At 63.1% G+C, this 19,995-nt stretch carries 14 protein-coding genes and 2 pseudogenes; 3 read left to right on the top strand and 13 right to left on the bottom strand.

Going from position 1 to position 19,995, the window contains the following annotated elements; genetic code table 11:
• Nucleotides 1-41: 41 nt before the first annotated feature.
• Entirely contained in the window at nt 42-785 is a 744-nt protein-coding gene (locus tag ABVV53_RS09805) for an SDR family oxidoreductase (protein ID WP_353984192.1), read from the bottom strand.
• A gap of 210 nt (nt 786-995) precedes the next feature.
• Between ABVV53_RS09805 and ABVV53_RS09800 the strand changes: the two genes are divergently transcribed.
• Nucleotides 996-3,140 carry a TonB-dependent receptor gene (locus ABVV53_RS09800; RefSeq protein ID WP_353984191.1) on the top strand — a complete coding sequence of 715 codons (2,145 nt, stop codon included), beginning with the start codon at nt 996-998 and terminating at the stop codon, nt 3,138-3,140.
• 239 nt (nt 3,141-3,379) lie between these two features.
• Here ABVV53_RS09800 and ABVV53_RS09795 read toward each other — a convergent pair whose 3' ends face one another.
• From ABVV53_RS09795 to ABVV53_RS09785, 3 genes are all read right to left on the bottom strand, one after another.
• Nucleotides 3,380-5,464, bottom strand: coding sequence for a TonB-dependent receptor (locus ABVV53_RS09795; RefSeq protein ID WP_353984190.1), 2,085 nt, complete (start codon nt 5,462-5,464; stop codon nt 3,380-3,382).
• Between the two features lie 415 nt (nt 5,465-5,879).
• Complete coding sequence (locus ABVV53_RS09790) at nt 5,880-6,596, bottom strand: alpha/beta fold hydrolase (protein WP_353984189.1); 717 nt, start codon at nt 6,594-6,596, stop codon at nt 5,880-5,882.
• 20 nt (nt 6,597-6,616) lie between these two features.
• Nucleotides 6,617-7,774 carry an MFS transporter gene (locus ABVV53_RS09785; protein ID WP_353984187.1) on the bottom strand — a complete coding sequence of 386 codons (1,158 nt, stop codon included), beginning with the start codon at nt 7,772-7,774 and terminating at the stop codon, nt 6,617-6,619.
• Between the two features lie 98 nt (nt 7,775-7,872).
• On the opposite strand from ABVV53_RS09785, the gene ABVV53_RS09780 reads away from it, so the two are divergent.
• Entirely contained in the window at nt 7,873-8,373 is a 501-nt protein-coding gene (locus ABVV53_RS09780; RefSeq protein ID WP_353984186.1) for a MarR family winged helix-turn-helix transcriptional regulator, read from the top strand.
• Nucleotides 8,374-9,022: 649 nt separating this feature from the next.
• Here the strand turns inward: ABVV53_RS09780 and ABVV53_RS09775 are convergent.
• Nucleotides 9,023-11,452 carry a TonB-dependent receptor domain-containing protein gene (locus ABVV53_RS09775; RefSeq protein ID WP_353984185.1) on the bottom strand — a complete coding sequence of 810 codons (2,430 nt, stop codon included), beginning with the start codon at nt 11,450-11,452 and terminating at the stop codon, nt 9,023-9,025.
• 319 nt (nt 11,453-11,771) lie between these two features.
• Nucleotides 11,772-13,496 (bottom strand): annotated as a pseudogene (locus ABVV53_RS09770) (TonB-dependent receptor domain-containing protein).
• Between ABVV53_RS09770 and ABVV53_RS09765 the strand changes: the two are divergent.
• Nucleotides 13,443-13,571 (top strand): annotated as a pseudogene (locus ABVV53_RS09765) (hypothetical protein); the annotation flags it as partial. The pseudogenes ABVV53_RS09770 and ABVV53_RS09765 sit on opposite strands and share 54 nt — an antisense overlap.
• A gap of 591 nt (nt 13,572-14,162) precedes the next feature.
• Here the strand turns inward: ABVV53_RS09765 and ABVV53_RS09760 are convergent.
• From ABVV53_RS09760 to catC, 7 genes are read right to left on the bottom strand one after another with little or no spacing between them, the layout of a single operon-like run.
• Nucleotides 14,163-15,389, bottom strand: a complete 1,227-nt coding sequence (locus tag ABVV53_RS09760; RefSeq protein WP_353984183.1) for an NAD(P)/FAD-dependent oxidoreductase — start codon at nt 15,387-15,389, stop codon at nt 14,163-14,165.
• Nucleotides 15,389-16,591: a 3-oxoadipyl-CoA thiolase gene (gene pcaF, locus ABVV53_RS09755; RefSeq protein ID WP_353984182.1), complete on the bottom strand. Its 1,203-nt coding sequence runs from the start codon at nt 16,589-16,591 to the stop codon at nt 15,389-15,391. Before pcaF ends, ABVV53_RS09760 begins: the two co-directional genes overlap by 1 nt.
• Nucleotides 16,592-16,598: 7 nt before the next feature.
• Nucleotides 16,599-17,369 carry an alpha/beta fold hydrolase gene (locus ABVV53_RS09750; protein WP_353984181.1) on the bottom strand — a complete coding sequence of 257 codons (771 nt, stop codon included), beginning with the start codon at nt 17,367-17,369 and terminating at the stop codon, nt 16,599-16,601.
• Nucleotides 17,369-18,040 carry a 3-oxoacid CoA-transferase subunit B gene (locus tag ABVV53_RS09745; protein ID WP_353984179.1) on the bottom strand — a complete coding sequence of 224 codons (672 nt, stop codon included), beginning with the start codon at nt 18,038-18,040 and terminating at the stop codon, nt 17,369-17,371. The genes ABVV53_RS09750 and ABVV53_RS09745 overlap by 1 nt, the downstream gene beginning before the upstream one ends.
• Nucleotides 18,040-18,747, bottom strand: coding sequence for a CoA transferase subunit A (locus tag ABVV53_RS09740; protein ID WP_353984178.1), 708 nt, complete (start codon nt 18,745-18,747; stop codon nt 18,040-18,042). Before ABVV53_RS09740 ends, ABVV53_RS09745 begins: the two co-directional genes overlap by 1 nt.
• 12 nt (nt 18,748-18,759) lie before the next feature.
• The gene (locus tag ABVV53_RS09735) at nt 18,760-19,674 is read right to left on the bottom strand and encodes a dioxygenase family protein (RefSeq protein ID WP_353984177.1); all 915 of its coding nucleotides are present in this window, start codon (nt 19,672-19,674) and stop codon (nt 18,760-18,762) included.
• Between the two features lie 30 nt (nt 19,675-19,704).
• Entirely contained in the window at nt 19,705-19,995 is a 291-nt protein-coding gene (gene catC / locus ABVV53_RS09730) for a muconolactone Delta-isomerase (protein ID WP_353984176.1), read from the bottom strand.

Genomic DNA, 19,995 nt, shown 5'->3' with positions numbered 1-19,995 from the left:
AAAACACCTGATTGCCGCGCGTCACCCTCCGCTTCGTGGCCCTAGCGACCTCCGCTGACGTCGAGGATCGAGCCCGTCACATAGGATGCCGCGTCGCTCAACAGCCAAACGATGGCTTCGGCAACCTCTTCGGGAAGGCCGGGGCGTCCCATCGGAGTGCCGGAGCCCAGGCGCTCGGCCCGGTCCGGCTGTCCGCCGCTCGCGTGAATATTCGTTGTGATAATGCCAGGGCGAACCGAGTTGACCCGAACGCCGTCTTCCGCAAGCTCCTTGGCCAGCCCGACTGCCAGAGTATCGAGCGCGGCCTTTGAACCGGCATAATCGACATACTCAAAGGGCGAGCCGAGACGCGCCGCCGCCGAGGAAACGAGAACGATCGAGCCGCCTGCGCCCCCCGCGCCGCGCAAGAGTACTCGCGCCGCCTCGCGAGCGGTAAGGTAGGCACCGAGCACGTTCACCTCGAACATGCGCCGTAGCCGGTCCACGTCCATATCCACGAGGCGCAGCGAAGGCGCGACGATCCCCGCGTTTATGACCACACCCGTCAGCACACCCAAGGCCGATTCGGCTTCCCGAAACATCCGAGCGACGTCGGTTTCAGAGGTGACGTCGCCTGGAACAAGGACAGCTTGCGCGCCCACGTCTCGTATGGCGGCCAGAGTGGCATCGCCTGCTATGCGATCGGTTCGGTAGTTCACCGCCACCGACCAACCCTCCCGAGCGGCGCGGATTGCTGTAGCCCGTCCAATCCCTCGACTGGCACCCGTGATAAGAACCGATTTCATATCTTGCCCATAGTACCGCCTGCGGCCGCGTCCAAATTCAGCGTAACGCCGGGAATTACCTGTTTTACGTTACTCCATGAGGCCCCGGAGCACGTGGCGTGGATCTCATAAGGCAACTCAAGCCACAAAGAGCCAGTTTGCTTTTGCATGTCATTCGCATTAGTGACTCTAGGAACTGGTCCGGGGTGGGCTAGTCCCTTGGGAAGCTCTATGTCATTCCATCAAAATTCGGTTCTCGCAGGTGCGTGCCTAGCGCTAGTCTGGGGCAGCTCCGTTCAGGCCAATGACCTTGATGAAGAGCGCCGGGGCAGCGACATCGTCGTAACAGGCAATCGGACGGACACATCTGTCCCGCCAGCTTATCCCGGTGGGAAGGTCGCGGCCGGCGCTCGCAATGGGGTGCTGGGCAATACCGAGACTGGAAAATCGCCGTTCAGCACGTCCAGCTATACTGAACAATTCATCCTTGATCGCCAGGCGAAAACAGCTTCCGAAGCACTGGCGCTCGATCCGTCCATTCGCGCCACACAGGGCGTCGGCGCGCCATTCGACAGCTTCTATATTCGCGGCTATCCAGTCAACGAGGGCACCAGCGGCGAGATCGCGTTCGATGGCACCTTCGGCGTTGCGCCGAGCTTTCGCATCTTCACCGACTATGCTGAGCGTGTCGAAGTGCTGAAAGGCCCTTCGGCGGCGATTACGGGTGTGTCCCCAAATGGTGGGATCGGCGGCACGATCAATATCGTCCCCAAGCGCGCGGACGCTGAGCTGACGAGTTTCACGTTCGATTTCGGCTCAAGCCTACGCGCCGGGGTGCAAGGGGATGTTGCTCGGCGCTTCGGCCCTGGGGAAGCATGGGGAGTACGGATGATCGCGACGGTACGCGATGGCGACACGCCGTTCGACCACCAGTCGGAGCGGACGGCCCTTGGCGCGCTCGCGTTGGATTATCAGGGGGGACGAGTTCGGGCCTGGCTCCATCTGCTTACTCAAACCGACCGTTTGGTCGCACCGCTGCGCCCATATCGTGCGGCGGCAGGCATCGTCATCCCGAATGCGCCGAACGGACGCAGCAACCCGACCCAACGCTGGGAATACTCCAATATCGATGACTATGGCGGTCTATTCCGAATGGAATATGATGCCACCAATGAAGTGACGCTATTCGGCGCGACCGGCGTTAGGCGAAGCGACGTCGATCGTTACTTCGCCTCGGCCCGCGCAATCCTGAACAATCGCGGTGATACGACAACATCCCCACAACTTTATGAAATGCGGATCGACACATACACATTCGAGGCTGGGCTGCGCGCCCGATTTGCCACCGGGCCGATTAGACACGCCCTTGTGCTGCAAGGGTCATACTACAATGAAGATACCTCGCGCTATCTTTCACCTGCTACGACCACCTATACCTCGAATCTTTATAACCCAAGCCGTGCGCTCTATAAGGCCCCCGTCGAACTTGGTTATCGGCCTCGACTGTCGGATAGTGCGCTGAAAGGCATTTCGGTCGCCGACACGCTGTCGACGCTTGACGAACGCATCCTGCTGACCATCGGCGCGCGCCGGCAGAATATCCGCGCGAACAACTATCTTGCCAATGTCGGGACACTTTCGGCTTCCTACGACAGGAGCGCCACCACGCCTTTCCTCGGGCTTGTACTGCGCCCTGCCAAGGGTGTGTCGTTATATGGCAACCATGTCGAGGGACTAAGCAGGGGCGACGTCGCGCCGTCCCTCGCCACCAACTCCGGTGAAATACTTGCGCCCTACCTGGCGCGCCAACTTGAAGGCGGCATCAAGCTCGACTTCGGCCAAATAGGCGGATCGATCAGTGCATTTCGCATCACCCGCCAACTGGGCGAACTGGGACAAGATAATGTCTTCGCCCAGACGGGCGAACAGCGCGTCCAGGGTTTGGAATTCATGGCTTATGGCCGAGTGACTTCAAGGCTCGGCATTCTAGGCGGGCTGACCTTGCTCGATGGCGAACTGACCCGCACAGCGCTGTCCGCCAACAAGGGCAACACTCCGATAGGTGTTCCTAAAGTGCAATTTAACTTCAATGTCGATTGGGATCTGCCCGTGGCGGCCGGCCTCAATCTGAACGCGGCAGTCGTCCATACCGGTCGGCAATTCGTGGATGCGGCGAACAGACAGGAATTGCCTGCCTGGACTCGCCTCGACCTTGGCGTACGCCAGGTGGTCGATGTAGCCCAGCGGCGAGTGACGCTCCGGGCAGCCGTATCGAACGTCATCAACCATAGATATTGGACCGGAGTCGCCTCGTTCGGCACTTTCTTTCAAGGCGGACCACGGACTGCGTCGCTATCCGCATCGATCGATATGTGATTTCCCGAGCCGACTGGGCTAGATCGAGCAAGACGATGCAAGCAGAGTACCACGATCTCGGGAAGGCGTCGGCAATCACATGAAATCCGACAGCGGCAGCCGTGCCTCGGCGGATTCCCTCGCACGCACGCTATTGCTTGGATCCCGTTGACCCATAACGTCCGAAAAACACTGTCGGAATGTAAAAGCGTCCGAGAACATCATTTCGGGGGTTTTCCGCCATGCTTCTCCGCAACGCGTCAAAAGCTGAAACGGGCAGTCCCAATAACCGAGCGCGGCGCACCGGGAAGGTTCAGGATCGGCGAGGTGCCGTGCCCTGCGATGATGTAGCGCTTGTTGGTCAGATTGTAGGCGTTGAGCTGGAGCCGGACGGGACCGACCTGCGCCCATGCAAGGGCGTCCAACGTCACATAGGACGGCAGCACCGTCGTGTTGGCAGGGTCAGCCCAGCGATCGCCGACATAATTGATCCCACCGCCAAAGCCATAACGGGTGGCAATCGTTTTGGTGAAGAAGAGGCTTGCGGAATTGAGCGGCGTGAGTGTGGCGCGCTTGCCGACCAGGCTTGGAGTCGCCGATTCCGTGATGCGCGTGTCGAGATGGGCATAGCCCGCGATCGCGCGGAAATTTTCCGGCAGGTCGAGAGTGGCGGACAACTCGACACCGCGCGTCCGCTGCGTGCCGATCGGGAAGATGCGCTGCGTGACGGGATCGGTGCCCTTGATGCCCGTCCGGCGGAGGATGAAGGCCGCCGCCTGCACCGACAGCCGCCCCCCGAACAGCGTGTATTTCGCGCCGACTTCCTTGTTGGTCGTCTGTTCCGGTTCGATATCGGTGTTGTTGGCCGCCAGCGCGAAGGTCTCGGCCGAAGGCTGGAAGCTGCGGCTCCACGATACGTAGTAGGATTGGGCCGCATCGGGCTGAAACAGCAATCCGGCGCGCGGGCTCCAGTTGCGATCGGTCCGGGCCAGATCGGTCTGGCCGGGCAGACGCCTGTCGGTCTTCTGAATGAACCAGTCATGCCGCAGGCCCAGCATCGCCTTGATACCATGCCCAAAGTCGATCAGATCCTGCACATAGAGGCCGCGCGTATCGAGGCGCGTAACGCTATTGTCGGTGAACGTGTTGAAGCTGTCATTATCGACCACCGGCAGGATGGGATCGAAGATCGACGTGACCGCGACCGTTCGACCCGCGAAACGCTGGCTCCCCTTGCTCTGATGGGCGATCTCGAAGCCGTAAAGGATGGTGTGCGCGGTCCCGAGCAGATTGAGCTTTTGGGTAAGTTCGGTCTGGTTGGACCAGCCTTCCTCGTCCCGGTCGAAACGGCTGTGCTCGAGCGTCACCGTCTGCGCGACCGGATCGACCGCCGAAGGGATCGTGCTCTGCCGGTCCAGCGTGTAGCGATAGTGGTTGAACCCGTTACGCAGGCTGAGCGTGTCGGAGAAACGGTGGGTCACGGCCATCCGCTGCGACAGCACCTCCGAATGCGCCAGGTCGGCGTCACGGGCGTTGGCGGCGCCGTAGTAGGTGGAGCGCGGCACATCGACGGGACGGCCATTCAGTGCCGGGACGCCCAGGTCCATCAAGCGCCGGTCATTGATGTAATCGGCCTGGAGCAGGATGGTCGTATCCTGTCCGCTGCCGATCAGCAGCGACGGGGCCAGCGCAAAGCGTTTGAGGAACTGCTGCTCGCGGAAGCTGCCATTGTCCTCGATGGCGCCCGTCAGCCGGAACCCGACATTCGAAGTCTGATCGAGGCGACCGACATCCAGCTCGCCCCGATAGCTGTCGAAGGAGCCCGCCGATAGGACAAGGGCGGTGATGTTGCCATCGGGCTTCTTGGTCACGCGATTGACGAGGCCACCCGACGATCCTCGGCCATAGAGCACCGCCGCCGGTCCTTTGATGACCTCGACCCGATCGACGTTCGACAGGTCGCGATAATAGAGGGCGTCGTCCCGGAAGCCGTCCACGAACTGATCGGCGATGGCCGTGAAACCGCGTACTCTGAACTCGTCCCGCTGTCCGTCGCCCGAGGCGAGAGTGACGCCGGGCACATTCCTGACGGCATCCTGGAGCGACAGTGCGCGCTGGTCGCGTAGGACCTCGGCGGGCACGACCGCGATAGACTGGGGGATATCACGAAGCGGCAGCGCAACCTTCGCGGCAGAGGTATCCTGCGGCACATAGCCGTCTCGCAATCCTGTGACGATAATGTCGGCGCGCTGTTGGTCTTCGTCGGACTCGTTGGCCTGAGCCGCTGCGCTGAACGTCAACCCCGTGAACACGCACGAAATGCGCAGACCTTGCCGAAACTTCATATGACCCCGCCCTTACCCAACCTGTGTCAATCCGACCTTACTGCGAATGATTATCAGAAGCAAGTAAGTGCATGTCGGACGGGTGACCCTCGTTGATAGGCGATCTGTCGGGAGAAGCACCGACAGACGAAAACCATGTGTTTTACGACACTCAAGGCTTTCCCATTTCTCCGTCAAGATCGGACAATTTCGGGAAAACTCAATTGGGAACAGATTTTGGGAAAACTGCGTCCGCTGCCAGCGTTCCGCCGGATCGCGGAACCGACTTCCCTCTCTATGTTCCTAATCAGGAACTGCCCATCGCCACATCTTATAAAGGAGCAGCAGTAGGACGGACAGCACTCAAGAAGTGCAGCATGATCCGCGTGAAGTCATCGGCGCTGTCCACATTGGCGATATGCGCCGCTCCTTCGATCTATCGATATGCGCCGTGTGGCGCACGTTCGGCCAAAGCGCGGCTGAGTTCGGGCGGGGACATGCGATCCAACTCGCCCGCGATGAACAGGGCCGGCATGGCCAGACCCCCGATGCGGTCCGCAGCGTCGAAATTGGTGATGCCGCGCGCGACATGAGCTAGCGATGGGCCATCGGCGCTTGCGGCAACGCCGTGCCAGACTTGCCGAGTACGCAGCCCGTCTGCCGTCTCCTGGAAGCCCGGCAACACCAGCGAGGGCCAGTTCTGCTCCAGGCGCAGGACCGGACCATGGGGCTGCTGGAAAGTACGGGCCCACCCTTCGGCCATGGCCCTAAACTCCGGCGTTGCGGTTCGGTCGAAACTGTTCACGACGATCAGGCGGCCAACACGCTGCGGATGGCGCAGCGCAAGTTCGAGCGCCACCATCCCTCCTAGTGAGAGGCCAACGAGATCGAACTTGTCGATGCTCAGTTGAGCTATCAGCGCCTCTGTATCATCGGCCATGTCCTTCACGCCAAACGGCGCCGACAATGTGCCCGATGCGCCATGCTCCGCATGGTCTGGCACGATCGCCCGATAACCGGCTGTCATCAGGGCGGGCACCTGCGGTGCCCAAGCCCGGCCTGAATTGCTGATGCCGTGGAGCACAAGGACCGGGCGTCCATCCCCGGCGCTGATATAGTAATTTGTGCGACCCTGCATTGTATAAAAGGCCATGGTCATCTCCTTTCGAGGGTTCAGGTGAGGTGTGCGCCGGGCCGCAGTTGGACGACCATGAGCGCTAGGATGAGGCACAGGGCGGCCATCAACCACCATGCAGGGGTGAGGTCGGAAAAATGCTGCCGCAGAACTCCAGCGATCATGGGAAGGAGGGCAGCCAGCACGTAGCCGCCGCCCTGCACGAACCCGGCGATCCACCCGGCTTCCGCCGCATCCCTGCCATGGTCCATGGCAACGATTAGGCCGAGGGGAAACAGGGCGCCGATGCCCAGGCCGCAGAGCAGGGCCGCGAACCATGCAAGAGGCAACGGTGCCAGAGAGAGGCAGAGCAGCCCTGCAATCAGAGCGCCAATGGCCAGTAGGATGATCGGTCGCCGGTCAGAGAATCGGCCGACGGCCATGGCGACGCCGATGCCGGCCGCGACTTCGGCAAGAGTGAGGGCGGACAGCAGGGTCCCGGCATCCTTCGCCGGCCAGCCCAATCCGGTATAATACGGGGGCAACCAGGCGAGGACGAGCGTATAGGCCCCCGTGCTAAGGCCGAAGAAGGACAGCAACAGCCAACTCCTGCGGCTGCGTGATACCGAACTTACCTGCTTCGCGGGCGAGACCTCGTCCATACTGTCTGTCGCCAGCCACCAGATCACCAAGCCGATGATTGCGGGCAGCGCCCACATGCCCGTTGCCGCCGCCCAGCCATGAGCGAGCGCAATGCGCGGTGCGGCAAAGCTGGCAAGCGCCGCTCCCCCCATGATGGCGGTGGAGTAGAAGCCCATCAGCGTTGCAGTCTGGGCGTCTGCGCGGTGCCGGATGGTCGCGGGCATCAGCGCCTGCACCACAGCAATGCCCACGCCGCCGACCACAGCGCTCGCCAGCAAGGCGGGGGCCGTCGGCCACAGCCACCGAGTTAGTCCAGCGAAGACGAGCGCCGTCAGCCCCGCCGCGACACCGCCCCGACGGCCCAACACCGCATGGACCCACCCGGTGCCGAGCAGGCACAGGCCCATGAGCAGGACCGGCAGGCTTGTCAGCAGGCTAGCGCTGGTGTCGTCCAGGCCAGTGTCTCGCTGAATCTGGTCGAGCAGCGGCCCAATGGACGCGAGCGAGGGGCGCAGGTTGACGCCGACGAGCACGATCAAAGCTGCAAACAGCAGCCGACCGGATGGTCTGGACATGGTGATACTCCGAAGGTGCGACAGCGCTTGCGGTCAGGATTGACTCTGATATGTATCTCTACGTAGAGGCGTATATCTCTGCGTCAAGATAGTGGGCGATGATGGACAGAGCAGAGCAGGCGGCAGGCCAATGGGCGCAGGAACGACCGGATCTCGATACCAAGCCGATGGTCCTGCTGGGCCGTCTGGCGGAGGCGGCGCTGAAGACGGCGCGCAACCGCCTCAACCCGCTCTTTGCGGAGCATGGATTGCAGCCCGGTGAATTCGATGTCCTGGCGACCTTGCGGCGCAGCGGAGCGCCCTATGCGCTGACACCGACTGACCTCTACGAGGCGGCAATGATCTCCTCGGGCAGCATGACCAACCGCATCGACGGGCTAGAGAAGGTCGGGCTGGTCGAGCGCCGGCCTAACCCTGCCGACAAGCGCGGGACCCTGGTGGCATTGACGGTCGGTGGGCTGCGCTTGATCGACACGATCATCGGCCTGCATGTCGCCAATCAACACAGCATTGTCAGTGGTCTGGATGCGCGCGAGCAAGAGCAACTCAGCCAGCTTCTGGCCAAGTTGCTGTCGACTGCGGAAAACACCGAAATATAGACCTTAACCTCCCTCCCGGCGGCCTTCGACATCGCTGCAGTTTGCATCCTGTCCCGCTGGCGCTGGAGGTAGCAATCACCGCTTGAAGTCGTCGTCTAGCCTGGCTGCTGGCACCGGCCATTCCCACAACACCATCCTTTTTGGGAAAGAGGCAGGGGGGTGGCGACAAACAGGTGAAATCCGTTAGTGCCGGCTTCTGGGACAACCGGTCATTCACGCACCAGCCTCGGAATGGCTTGAACTGGTCGGGTGCCGCCGGAAGCGGAACGCCGCGTCGTGGGACTTTGCTGCCGTTCGAACGTGGCATGCTGAATGGCTGACGTTGCCTGAAGCGGTCGTTCCTTACTACACCGGGAATTACCTAGCGCGGTCGTGAGCCGTTGCATCATCTCGGGTTATCGGCCGGGATCGCGGACGTCTGACTAAACGTGCTCGATTCGTTGATCACAAGAGATTTAATCGCCCCAAAAAACATCGAGCGAGATCTCGATTTTGGGCCGGGCCAGCATCGATTGGAGACGGCGATGGATTAGACTCAATGGCTGTGGGCCTTCCGAAAGGCATTGCCATGTCGGTCCATCAACATGGGAGCACTTCGGTGGGACAAGCCCGCCCCCCCTAGCCGGGTGTCTCCATGTGCAGAACTCGATCACTTTCCGAAGCGAACCTTGAGGCGCATTCCATACATCCTTGGCTCGCCGACTGACACCACGATAAGGCCAGTCCCGCCCACGCCTGGAAGCGAAGTATAGTACTTCTCCTTCGTGACGTTCGTAACAAACGCTGCAAGATCCACCGGCGAACCTGCAACGCCGTTCCAGCTGACATTCAGATTGAGAAGGTCCGACGATGGCAGGTAGCTCAATTGGCGGAACTGCTCCACGGTCTGAGGGTCCGAGCCCGCCACGCCGACGTAGAACCGGCTCGAGTAGTTGCCAAGAGAGCTATCGGTGTGCGTGAACGTCGCACCAAGACTGATCGCACCCAGGCTTTCATTGACGGGCAGCTCGTAACTGGCGGTCACCGAATACTTGTTCTTAGGCGAAAGCTGAAGCGGATCTCCCGCTCCAGCTTGTCCGAAGATAATGTACCCCGTCGCCGCGCCGTCCGATACGAATGTGCGCGTCGAACGAATCTCAGTGTTTAAATAAGCATAGGCACCGCTGATCGTGAACCCGTCGAACGGTTCGATAGAGCCATCAACCTCGACGCCCCAGATACGGGACTTACCCGCATTCGCCGGAGCAGTAGTTGGCCATACCACAGGCGCGCCGGGAATCCCGCTCGGGAAAAAGTCCAGCTGAATTTGTTGATTACTGAAATTGTTGTAGAGCGCAGCGACGTTGAAGGAACCGCGGACCGCACCGCTGAAACTGGTCTTGGAACCGATTTCAAACGTATCGACCTTCTCCGGTTCTATGGAATTAAAGCCGGCCGGCACGGTCGGCGCCACGGTGCCCGTACGATAACCCCGGGCATACTTGGCGTATATCATGATGTCGGGAAGCGGCTTGTAGTCGAAACCGATCAGCCAGGTCGGCGCACTCGACTTCTGCCTGAGATTGATACGGCAGTCCTTCAGCGGATCGAAGCCCGCCAGCGTGACCGTACCAGAGTTGGTCGTGGCGGGATTGCTGCAGTAAAGGTCAGTAGGGTTACCGTATCCTAGGGCCGGGAAACCGGTGAACGTGATCAGTTGGCTTTGATTGGATGCCGAATCCCACGTATAGCGAGCGCCGGCATTTAACGCGATCTTTTCGGTAAGCTTGTAGGTGATTTGCGAATACAAGCCCACGTCACGGAATGATGTTTTGGTGCTGGTATAGTTGATAACGCCCGAGGGGAGGCCCGGCGCGCCAAGGAGAGACAGAGGCGAGGTGCATACTAGGTTCGCGATATCGCTGCAGTTTGCGTAGACGGGAGATTGCGACCCTGAAAGCCCTAGCGGCTTGCTGATTTCCAAATAGGCTCCCGCCTGGTAGGTCAACCTGTCGGACAGACCGCTGCCCTGAAACTGCAGTTCCTCGGTGAATGTTGACTGGTTACCAGTGGCGCCTGCCGGGATCGGATTGACGCTCGCGAAGGCGAATTGTCCGGCGGGTGCGCCGACGTTCGCCGTATCTAGGTTTGTCCCGAACAGCGATGACTGGAGCTTGTTACGTAGTTCTGCATAGCTTGAGATGTTCTTGATCGTCAGCGTGTCGCTGGCACGCCAGGTTGTCGTGTTGATGACCTGCCATTGCTCTAGCTTGGAATACGGGTCGGCTGTCTCCTGCCACGCATCATAGAATCCCTTCCCTTGCGTAGCGAGCTGCGGCCCCACGAACAGCCCAAGGAAGTTAGCCTGATCGACGTCGATGAGCTTCTGGAAGGTCCCGTGGGTGTTCGACGAGCTATAAGAGACGATCATGTAGTTTTCGAGATCGGGCGTCAGATCGGCGACGGCGCTGAAGCGCACAGCCGTGTAATCGACGTCCCCGAAGTCGCGCGGCCCAATCCCGCTGTTGTTCCGCAGGTAGCCGTCACGGGTCTGGCGATCCACGCCCACACGTATGCTCAAGGTGTCGAGGACGGGGAGGTTCACAACAGCCTGAAGGCGCCTCATGTCGAAGTTGCCTAGCGAGCCCTCGGCGAAGGCCTCGAACCGGGGCACAGGTTTTTGCGGCACGAGGAGGACCGCGCCGCCGGTCGTGTTACGCCCTTGCAGCGTACCTTGAGGCCCTTTGAGGACCTGGACGTTGGACAGATCGAAAAACGCGCCGGGGCCGGCGCCGTCACCGACAGGCACATTGTTCGAGGCCCCGCGCGGAGCCACGACATCACCGAAATAGACGCCGACCGAGGGCGCCGTTCCCGGGTCCTGCACGAACCCGGGCACGGCTTGACAGAGCCCGCCGCCGCCCATCCGGTTCCGGCCCGTTAACAGTGCAGCCCTGGTGGGCGAGCACATGGCCATCGTATGGGAGTTCGAGAAGCGGACCCCGGCCTTGGCCAGCCAGTCCCGGGCCGGCGCGGGGACGGGCCCACCGAAGGTGGAACTCGCGCCGTAGCCGACGTCGTCGGTCATGATCAGCAGCACGTTGGGCGCGCGCGCGGGAGCGCGTGCCCGTCGCGGCCAGTCGCGGACGGGCTCCTTGGCAGTGTGCGCGATGGTGCCGCCGAAGGGCCTGGCGGCAATCGGGAGAGCGGTGCGGTCGACCTGTGGACCTGCCTGCGTCGCCTGGCCCCAGAGCGGCGGTCGCCAGCATCGTCAGGCAGCTAGCGGCGCTTAGGGCCAGTCGTGTCCGTCTCAACACGCGCCACCGTCCTTGCCTTGCAGAAAGCCGAACAGTTGCTGTCGCGCAGCGCATTACCGACGGGGTGCACCGCAGCGGCGTACCCCGTCCTCACATGACAGCCTAGATGTCGAACCGGAAGCCGACCCGGAAGGTCCGGCCCAGCACATCGTACAGGGTGCCGTTTACGCCGCTGTTGATGTGGATTGGCGAGATCGTCTGGGGCGTGACGCGTGGCGCCTGGTCGAACAGGTTTGACACCGCGACGTACAGCGCCGGCTTGCCCGCCACGTCCTCGATCCGCTGCGTCAGCGTCACGTCGGTGTAGTAGGCGGCGTCGACGTGATTGTCGGCGATCGTGAACTGCTTGGAGTACTTGCCCGCGCCGATGAAGCGCTCGCGCACGTTTAGTGAAGTGCCGTTGATGGTGTAGGTCGCGTTCAACTGCCCGCGCCAGCTGGGAACGCCGGTGTTGTCCGACAGCGTGCCCGCGTAGCGCAGGACGGTGAAGCCGGTGTCGATGTCGCGACGCTTGACGAAGTTCGCCAGCGCCGAGACCGCGAGATTGCCGTTGCCCAACCTGTGGTTGTATCCGGCCTCGATGTCGACCCCGGTCGTACGCTCGCGGCTGAAGTTGATGCCCGGCGTCAGGATCTGCGTGATGACGTCCGACGTCGCGTCACGGGTGATGTACTGGCACAGTTCCGTCGAGCCCTGGGCGCAGCCGGTGATCAGGTTCTGGCCTGCCCAGCTTACGATCGCGTCCTTGATCTTGATGTCGTAGTAATCGACCGACAGCGACAGACCCGGAAGCCAGGAAGGACGGTAGCCGACGCCGAAGGACGTCGTGTCGGCCCGCTCGGGAACCAGGTTCTGGTTGCCGACCACGAGCAGCAGCGTGGCGTACTAAGTCCGGGTCACCGGATCGGAAATCGCGGTGGTCGTGGCCTGGCCGCCCTGGAAAAGCTCATTGAGGTTTGGCGCGCGGATATCGCGTGAGCGCATGCCGCGGAAACGAATCCCGCCGTCGAGTTCCCAGGTCAGACCCGCTTTCCAGGTGGTGACACCACCGCTCAGGCGGTAATCGGTATAGCGCAAGGCTCCGTTGAAGCTGAGTTCCTTGGCGTAGGCCTTGTCGACCAGAAGCGGAACGATGACCTCGCCGAAAGTCTCCTTGACCGAGACCTCGCCGCTGGAGCCCTTATAGTTGCCGGTGAAGAATCCATTGGCGAGCGAAAGCGCGTCGGCCGTCGCGTTGAAGGTTTCCTTGCGGTATTCGGCGCCGAGGACGAGTGAGACCGGGCCGGCCCATGTCGAGAACGGCTCACCGGACACTGATCCGGAGACGACGTCCTGCTTGATGGTGATCTCCTGCTCCGCGGTCCCGAAAACATACGCGCGCGAAGCATCGGACGCTGCTACCTGACCGAACGGATTCAGCGGCGCCCACGCGGCATCGTCGTTCGCCGTGGATGCGTCGGCATTGACCGCACAAACGATCGAGCCGTTGGGCCGGCGGACGGCGTTTGTAGCGCGGTTGTAGTTGGCGACGATCGAATTGTTTGCAGCCTGCGACAGGATGGTGGAAATGCCATGCTGGTAGTAGGCGTTCCACTTCCAGCCGCCGATCTCGCCCTTGGCGCCTCCCAGGTAGCGTTCCAGCTCGCGCACGTTGCGCCCCTCGACCTGGCCGAATTTCTGGTTGCTGGTGCCGAGATTGAACGAGGTCTGGCCCGCTGCCAGAAGCGCGGTGCGCACGGCCGGATCCAGGCACCGCCGGCAGGGCAGGACAGTTTGTCCGCAGCATCGCCGCGCACTGTTGCGGGTAATTTCGGCGAGAGCCGCCATGTCGAAACGACCAGCCTGCGGTGGTTCCTGATGCTGCGCGCGGTCGCCGCGATGCGCGGGCTGCGCCCTCGTTCGCTGCGCTACGTGGAGGAACAGGAGCGAATCGAGGTCTGGCTCGATGCCATTCGCCGCGAGGCGCATCAGACCTGTCGCTTGCCACCGAAATCGCGCGCTGCCAGCGCTTGCTCAAAGGGTACGGCGACACTTTCGAGCGCGGGCTCGGCAATTTCCGGAAGATCATGGACCTGCATGCCGCCAGGCCGCTCTCGTCCGAAGCGATCCGCCACTTGCGCGAACTCGCCCTTAAGGACGAGAGTGGAGCAGCGCTGGCCGAAGGAATGAAGGCAGCCTGAGGGAGTAGTACCTGGGTCGCTCGCAGACTGGCACCGCGGATCTGTCAGCCTTCAATCAGGCGCGAAACAACGACTGGGCTCCCCGGAGGGACATGAAAAAGCACTCAGTCGTGGCGTAGCGCGGAAAAGCCTCCGTACGTCTTCGGCACTCCAGCCGACATGATCCATCAGCGCCTGCACCGCACCTCCGAGATCGCGCTTGGCCAGCAGTTTGCGGCCTCCATCGACTTGGCAGCGCAAGCGACTGATCTGACACGGGCACGAAGCCGATCAGGCGCGCCGGTACCCTGGAGCAATCACGCCTTAACCTCGCCTAGAGCAGCTCCTTCAGCGGCTTGCCGGCATCGCGTAATTTGGCCAGGTCAGGCCGGGTGCGGTTCTCGACAAGCTTGCGGCCGTGTACGTAGTCCTTCACCGAGTTGACGCAATCGAGTGCGAGGACGCGACCCTCCTTGAGGTAGACGACGCTGAACGATCGAGCTTCCGAATCACCACGCACCACCGCCTCGTCATATCCGACGTTGATGCCTGCGGTCTGCAGCTTGAGATCGTACTGGTTCGACCAGAACCATGGGAACGCCTTGTAGGGCTTCTCGTCACCGCAGATCGCCCTGGCCACGCAGGATGCCATGTCGTTCGCGTTCTGAACCGACTCGACTCGCATCACGGTGCCCCCGGCATAGTCGCAGGCAAAGGCGGCACAGTCGCCCACGGCGTAAACGTCTGGCAGCGACGTGCGGCAAAAAGCATCGACGTAGACGCCGTTCGCGCCCGCCGCTCCAGCCAGGATCAGTGGGCCCACCGAAGGCACGATGCCGATCCCAACGATCACCGCCTGAGCCGCGACCTCTTCGCCATCGGCAAGCCTCACGCCGGTAACCTTGCGGCCATCACCGACGATGCAGTCGACCCCGACGCCGGTGCGCAAGTCGACGCCGTGATCGCGATGCTCCTTCTGGTAGAAAGCCGAGAGCTCCTCACCCGCCACGCGCGCCAGCACCCGTGGCAGCGCTTCGAGCAGCGTGACCTTGCAGTCCATCTTGCTGAGCACCGCTGCGGCCTCCAGCCCGATGTAGCCGCCGCCGATCACGACAAAGTCGCGGATGCCGTCATCGATTTCGGCCATCAGCGTGTCGCAGTCCTGCCGCGTGCGGACCGCGTGGACGCCGATAAGCTCGGCGCCCGAGCACGACAGTCGCCTTGGGTCACCGCCTGCCGCCCAGATCAGCTTGCCGTAGCCGAGCGACCGGCCGTTCGACAAAGTCACTTCATGCGCCTGCGCGTCGACCTGGGTCACCTCCACCTCAAGGTCGAAGTGGATATCCTTTTCCGCCCAGAACGTCGGCGGCCGAATGTAGAGGCGGTCGAACGCTTTCTCGCGGGCGAAATACTCCTTGGAAAGCGGCGGCCGCTCGTAGGGAAACTCCGGCTCGCGCCCGATCACCGTGACCGTGCCGGCGAAACCGTTCTGCCTGAGCGCGATGGCAGCCTGCGGGCCCGCATGGCCCGCTCCCACAATGACGACATCTGATTTTTTCATCAAACTCGCTCCAAGAGGAGGGCGAGCCCCTGGCCTACGCCGATGCACAAAAACGTCAGAGCGTACCGGCCACCCGTTCGCTGCAGTTGCTCCGTCGCTGACATGGCGATTCGTGCGCCCGACATGCCGAGCGGATGCCCAAGCGCGATGGCGCCTCCGCTAGGATTGACGCGGGGGTCATCAGGATTGACGCTCAAGTCCCGCAGGGTAGCTATTGCCTGACTTGCGAAGGCCTCGTTCAGTTCAATCACGTCGAGCTTGTCGGTGACGAGCTTGTGGCGAGCCAACACCTTGCGCGCCGCTTCGATCGGGCCGACGCCCATGATACGCGGGGCGATGCCGGCAGCCGCCATGCCGATGATGCGGGCGCGAGGGGTCAGGCCGTGCTTGCGCGCAGCGTCCTCGGAGGCGACGATCATGGCCGCAGCGCCGTCGTTGAGGCCCGACGCGTTGCCGGCCGTGACGGTGCCGTCCGGCTTCACCACGGGCTTCAGCTTGCCGAGCGCTTCCAGGCTCGTCGCGCGCAGATGCTCGTCATGTTCGAACACGATCGGATCGCCTTTGCGCTGCGGGACCGGCACCGGGGCGATCTCGGCCGCGAACCGGCCGCTGGCCTGCGCACGCGCGGCCTTCTCCTGGCTGGCGAGCGCGAAGCGATCCTGGTCCTCGCGCGAGACCTGCCACTGCTCGGCCACGTTCTCGCCGGTCTGCGGCATCGTATCGACACCATACGCCGCCTTCATCGCCGGGTTGACGAAGCGCCAGCCCAGTGTCGTGTCCTCAATCTTCTGGTCGCGGCCGAACGCGTTGGCGGCCTTGCCCATCACGTAGGGCGCGCGGGTCATGCTCTCGGCGCCTCCCGCGACGAGGAAGTCCGCATCGCCGCTACGGATCGCCTGCGCCGCCATGCCCACGGCGCTGAGGCCCGAGGCGCACAGGCGGTTGACGGTGATGCCGGGAACGCTGTCGGGCATGCCGGCCAGCAGCGCCGCCATCCTCGCGACGTTGCGGTTGTCCTCGCCGGCCTGGTTCGCGCAGCCCAGGATCACGTCGTCGAGCGCGCCCCAGTCCGCATCCGGGTTGCGCGCCATCAAGGCCTTGAGCGGCAGCGCGGCGAGATCGTCAGCGCGCACGGTCGAGAGCGCACCGTTGAGCTTGCCGATGGGGGTACGCACCGCGTCGCAGATGAAGGCTTCAACCATGGTCTCGTCAGCTTTCCAGGAATGCGGTGAGCGCGTGTGCCAGCGCCTCGGGCGCTTCGAGCGGGGCAAGGTGCGCCGCCTCCAGCGAGACGTGGCGCGCGCCGGGAATGTGGCCAAGCAAGTGCTCGCCGTGGCCATCGAACGGGGTGGAGGTGTCGCGGGTGCCGGTGACCACCAGCGTCGGTACAGCGATGCCAGCGATGCGATCGGCCAGATCCATGTCGCGGATCGCGGCGCCGGCAGCGGCGTAGCCCTCCGCATCCATGGCAACGAGCTGGCGGCGCACGCTCTCGCGCAAGCCCGGCTCGGCCGCGTCGGAGAGGAACCGGCAAACCGCCAGGTCGGCGATCGAAGCCATGCCCTCGCTCCGGACCTTGTTCACGCGGTCGCTCCAGGCCGCCGGGTCCATCGTCGCCGAAGTGCAGACAAGCGCGAGCTTGTCCAGCCGCGCGGGCGCGCGCAGCGCCAGTTCCATGCCGATCATCCCGCCCAGCGACACGCCCGCCAGCGAGAACCGCGCGAGGCCCGCCGCATCGGCCACCACCACCGCGTCGTCAGCCAGCCTCGCCAGCGAGAGGTCTCCCGGCTCGCCGGTGGAGGCGCCGTGCCCGCGTGCGTCGAGGCGCAGGATCGCGAAGCGCGCGCGCAGATCCGGCAGTACCGCGTCCCACAAATCCATGTCGGTGCCGATGGAGTTGAGCAGCACCAGAGCAGGCGCCTCGTCACGCCCGTCGCGCTTCCAGTAGAGGCGGGCGCCGTCGATGTGCAGGAACGGCATCAGGCCACAGCCTCACCGAGCGCTACCGTGAGCGGCGCGCCGGTCTTCTCGATTACTTCGGCCTCGCTCACGCCGGGCGCCAGTTCGACCAGCGTGAGGCCGCCGATCATGCGGTCCACCGCGATCACCGCAAGGTCGGTGACGATGAGGTTGACACAGGCCTTGCCGGTGAGCGGCAGGGTGCACTCGGGCAGAATCTTGGGGCTGCCGTTTTTCGACACGTGATCCATCACCACGACCACGCGCTTGACCCCGGCTACGAGGTCCATCGCCCCGCCCATCCCTTTCACCATCTTGCCCGGGATCGTCCAATTGGCGAGATCACCGCGCACCGAGACCTCCATCGCCCCCAGCACCGCCATGTCGATGTGGCCGCCGCGGATCATCGCGAAGCTGTCCGCCGAGGAGAAGAAGCTCGACGTCGGCAGCGCCGTGATCGTCTGCTTGCCGGCATTGATGAGGTCGGGGTCGACGTCCTCGTCGTAGGGAAACGGACCGATGCCGAGCATGCCGTTCTCGCTCTGCAGCGTCACGTTCACGCCCTCCGGCACGGAGTTGGCGACCAGCGTGGGAATGCCGATGCCCAGGTTCACGTAGTAGCCGTCGCGCAGTTCCCGCGCCGCGCGCGCCGCCATCTCGTCTCGGGTCCAACCCTTGGCATCCTGGGGCATCAGACGGCTTCCTTCTGGCGCACGGTGCGCTTCTCGATACGCTTTTCGTTGACGGTGGAGAGCACCACCCGGTTGACGTAGATGCCGGGCGTGTGGATGCAGTCGGGATCGAAGGTGCCCTCGGGCACGATCTCCTCCACCTCGACCACGGTCACCTTGCCGGCGGTCGCCATGTTGGGGTTGAAGTTGCGCGCCGTCTTGCGGAACATCAGGTTGCCGGCCGGATCGGCCCGCCACGCCTTCACGATCGACAAGTCCGCACGCAGCCAGGTCTCGCGCACGTATTCCTCGCCCTCGAACACCTCGACCGGCTTGCCCTCGGCCACCAGGGTGCCCACGCCCGTTCGGGTGTAGAACGCCGGGATGCCCGCGCCGCCTGCGCGGATGCGCTCGGCAAGCGTGCCCTGCGGGTTCAGCTCCAGCTCCAGTTCGCCCGAGAGGTACTGCTGCTCAAACAGCTTGTTCTCGCCCACGTAGGACGAGATCATCTTGCGCACCTGCCGGCTCTCCAACAGCATCCACAGCCCGAAACCGTCCGCGCCCGCATTGTTGGAGATCACCGTCAGGTCGCGCACGCCCGCCTCGCGAATCTCCGGGATCAGGCTCTCGGGATTGCCCGAGAGCCCGAACCCGCCGGACATGATGGTCATCCCATCGAACAGCAGCCCTTCAAGTGCGCCCCGAGGGCTATCGTAGATCTTGGACATGGACGCTCCCGCTCAGGCGTTCTCAGCGGCCGGCTCGGCAGAGGCACGGTGGCGCGAGGAGAATTCCTCGCCACCTGCCGCACCCGCACGCTGCAGCTGGAAGTCGAAAGCAATGTAGGCGCTGTCGCCTTGGCGGCTCGGCACCGGCAGCAGGCCCTCGCGGGTGCCGAAGGCGAAGTCGTCCGCGGCGAAGGGATCGTCGCCGAAGTTGATCTGCGTCGTCAGCGTGCGATAGCCGGGCGCCTCGATGAAGAAGTGCACGTGGGCCGGACGATTGCCGTGGCGGCCGAGCGCCTGCATCAGCTGGTCGGTCGCGCCCTGCGGCGGCACCGAGTAGCCGCTCGGCATCTTGGAATGGAACGCGTAGCGCCCGTCGCTGCCCAGCTTGATGCGCCGGCGATTGTTGAACGGCGTCTGCTCGCTGGTGGGATCGAAGTGCGAGTACCAGCCTTTCGAGTTCGCGTGCCACACGTGAAGGATGGCGTTCTCGACCGGCTCGCCGTCTGGGCCGGTCACGGTGCCGGTCATGTGCAGCACTTGCGTGCCCTCGTCGGGATCGGTGCTGAGGTTGACGTTGCCCTCCACCAACGGCGCGCCTTCGACATACAACGGACCTTCGATGGTGCGCGGCGTGCCGCCGGTGAGGCCGGCCTCGGCATCCTTGGCGTCGAGGTAGAGATCGAGGAAGTGCTCCAGGCCGATGCCAGGTACGATCAAGCCGATCTCGCCCGAGCTGTCAGCCAGGTACTTCATCGCCAGCCAGAACTCGCTCTCCGACACGTCGTGGCGCACGATGACCTCCATCGTGCTCTCGATCACGTCGCGCATGATCGCCTTGAGGCGCGGGTCGCCGCCGCTCTCGTTCACGCCCGAGGCGCGATCGAGCAACTGCTGAATCGGGGCGGTCTTTACGAAGCTTGCGTCCATGTCCTGTTTCTCCCGTGTTCTATTTTAGGCTTAGCGATCGTCGTCATGGATCGAGGAAGGGTGACGGCACAGCGGCGTCACCTTCATCGTCATGAAAGGATAGAGCGGAAGGCCCATCAGCAGATCATGCAGCGCCGCGTTGCTCTCGACGTCGAAGATCGAGACGTTGGAATAAAGCCCGACCTTGCGCCATAGGTGGCGCCAGGTGCCGTCGGCCAGCAGCTTGGCGGCGTAGGCCTTCTCCTCGGCCTTGATCCGGGCGGCTTCCGCGGGATCGAAGTCGAGTGGGATATTCACGTCCATTTCCACCATGAACAGCAT

Source organism: Novosphingobium kalidii (assembly GCF_040534015.1).
GTDB classification, from domain to species: domain Bacteria; phylum Pseudomonadota; class Alphaproteobacteria; order Sphingomonadales; family Sphingomonadaceae; genus Novosphingobium; species Novosphingobium kalidii.
Note: the sequence above shows the minus strand (reverse complement) of the source record. Positions and strands in the feature narration are given on the sequence as shown.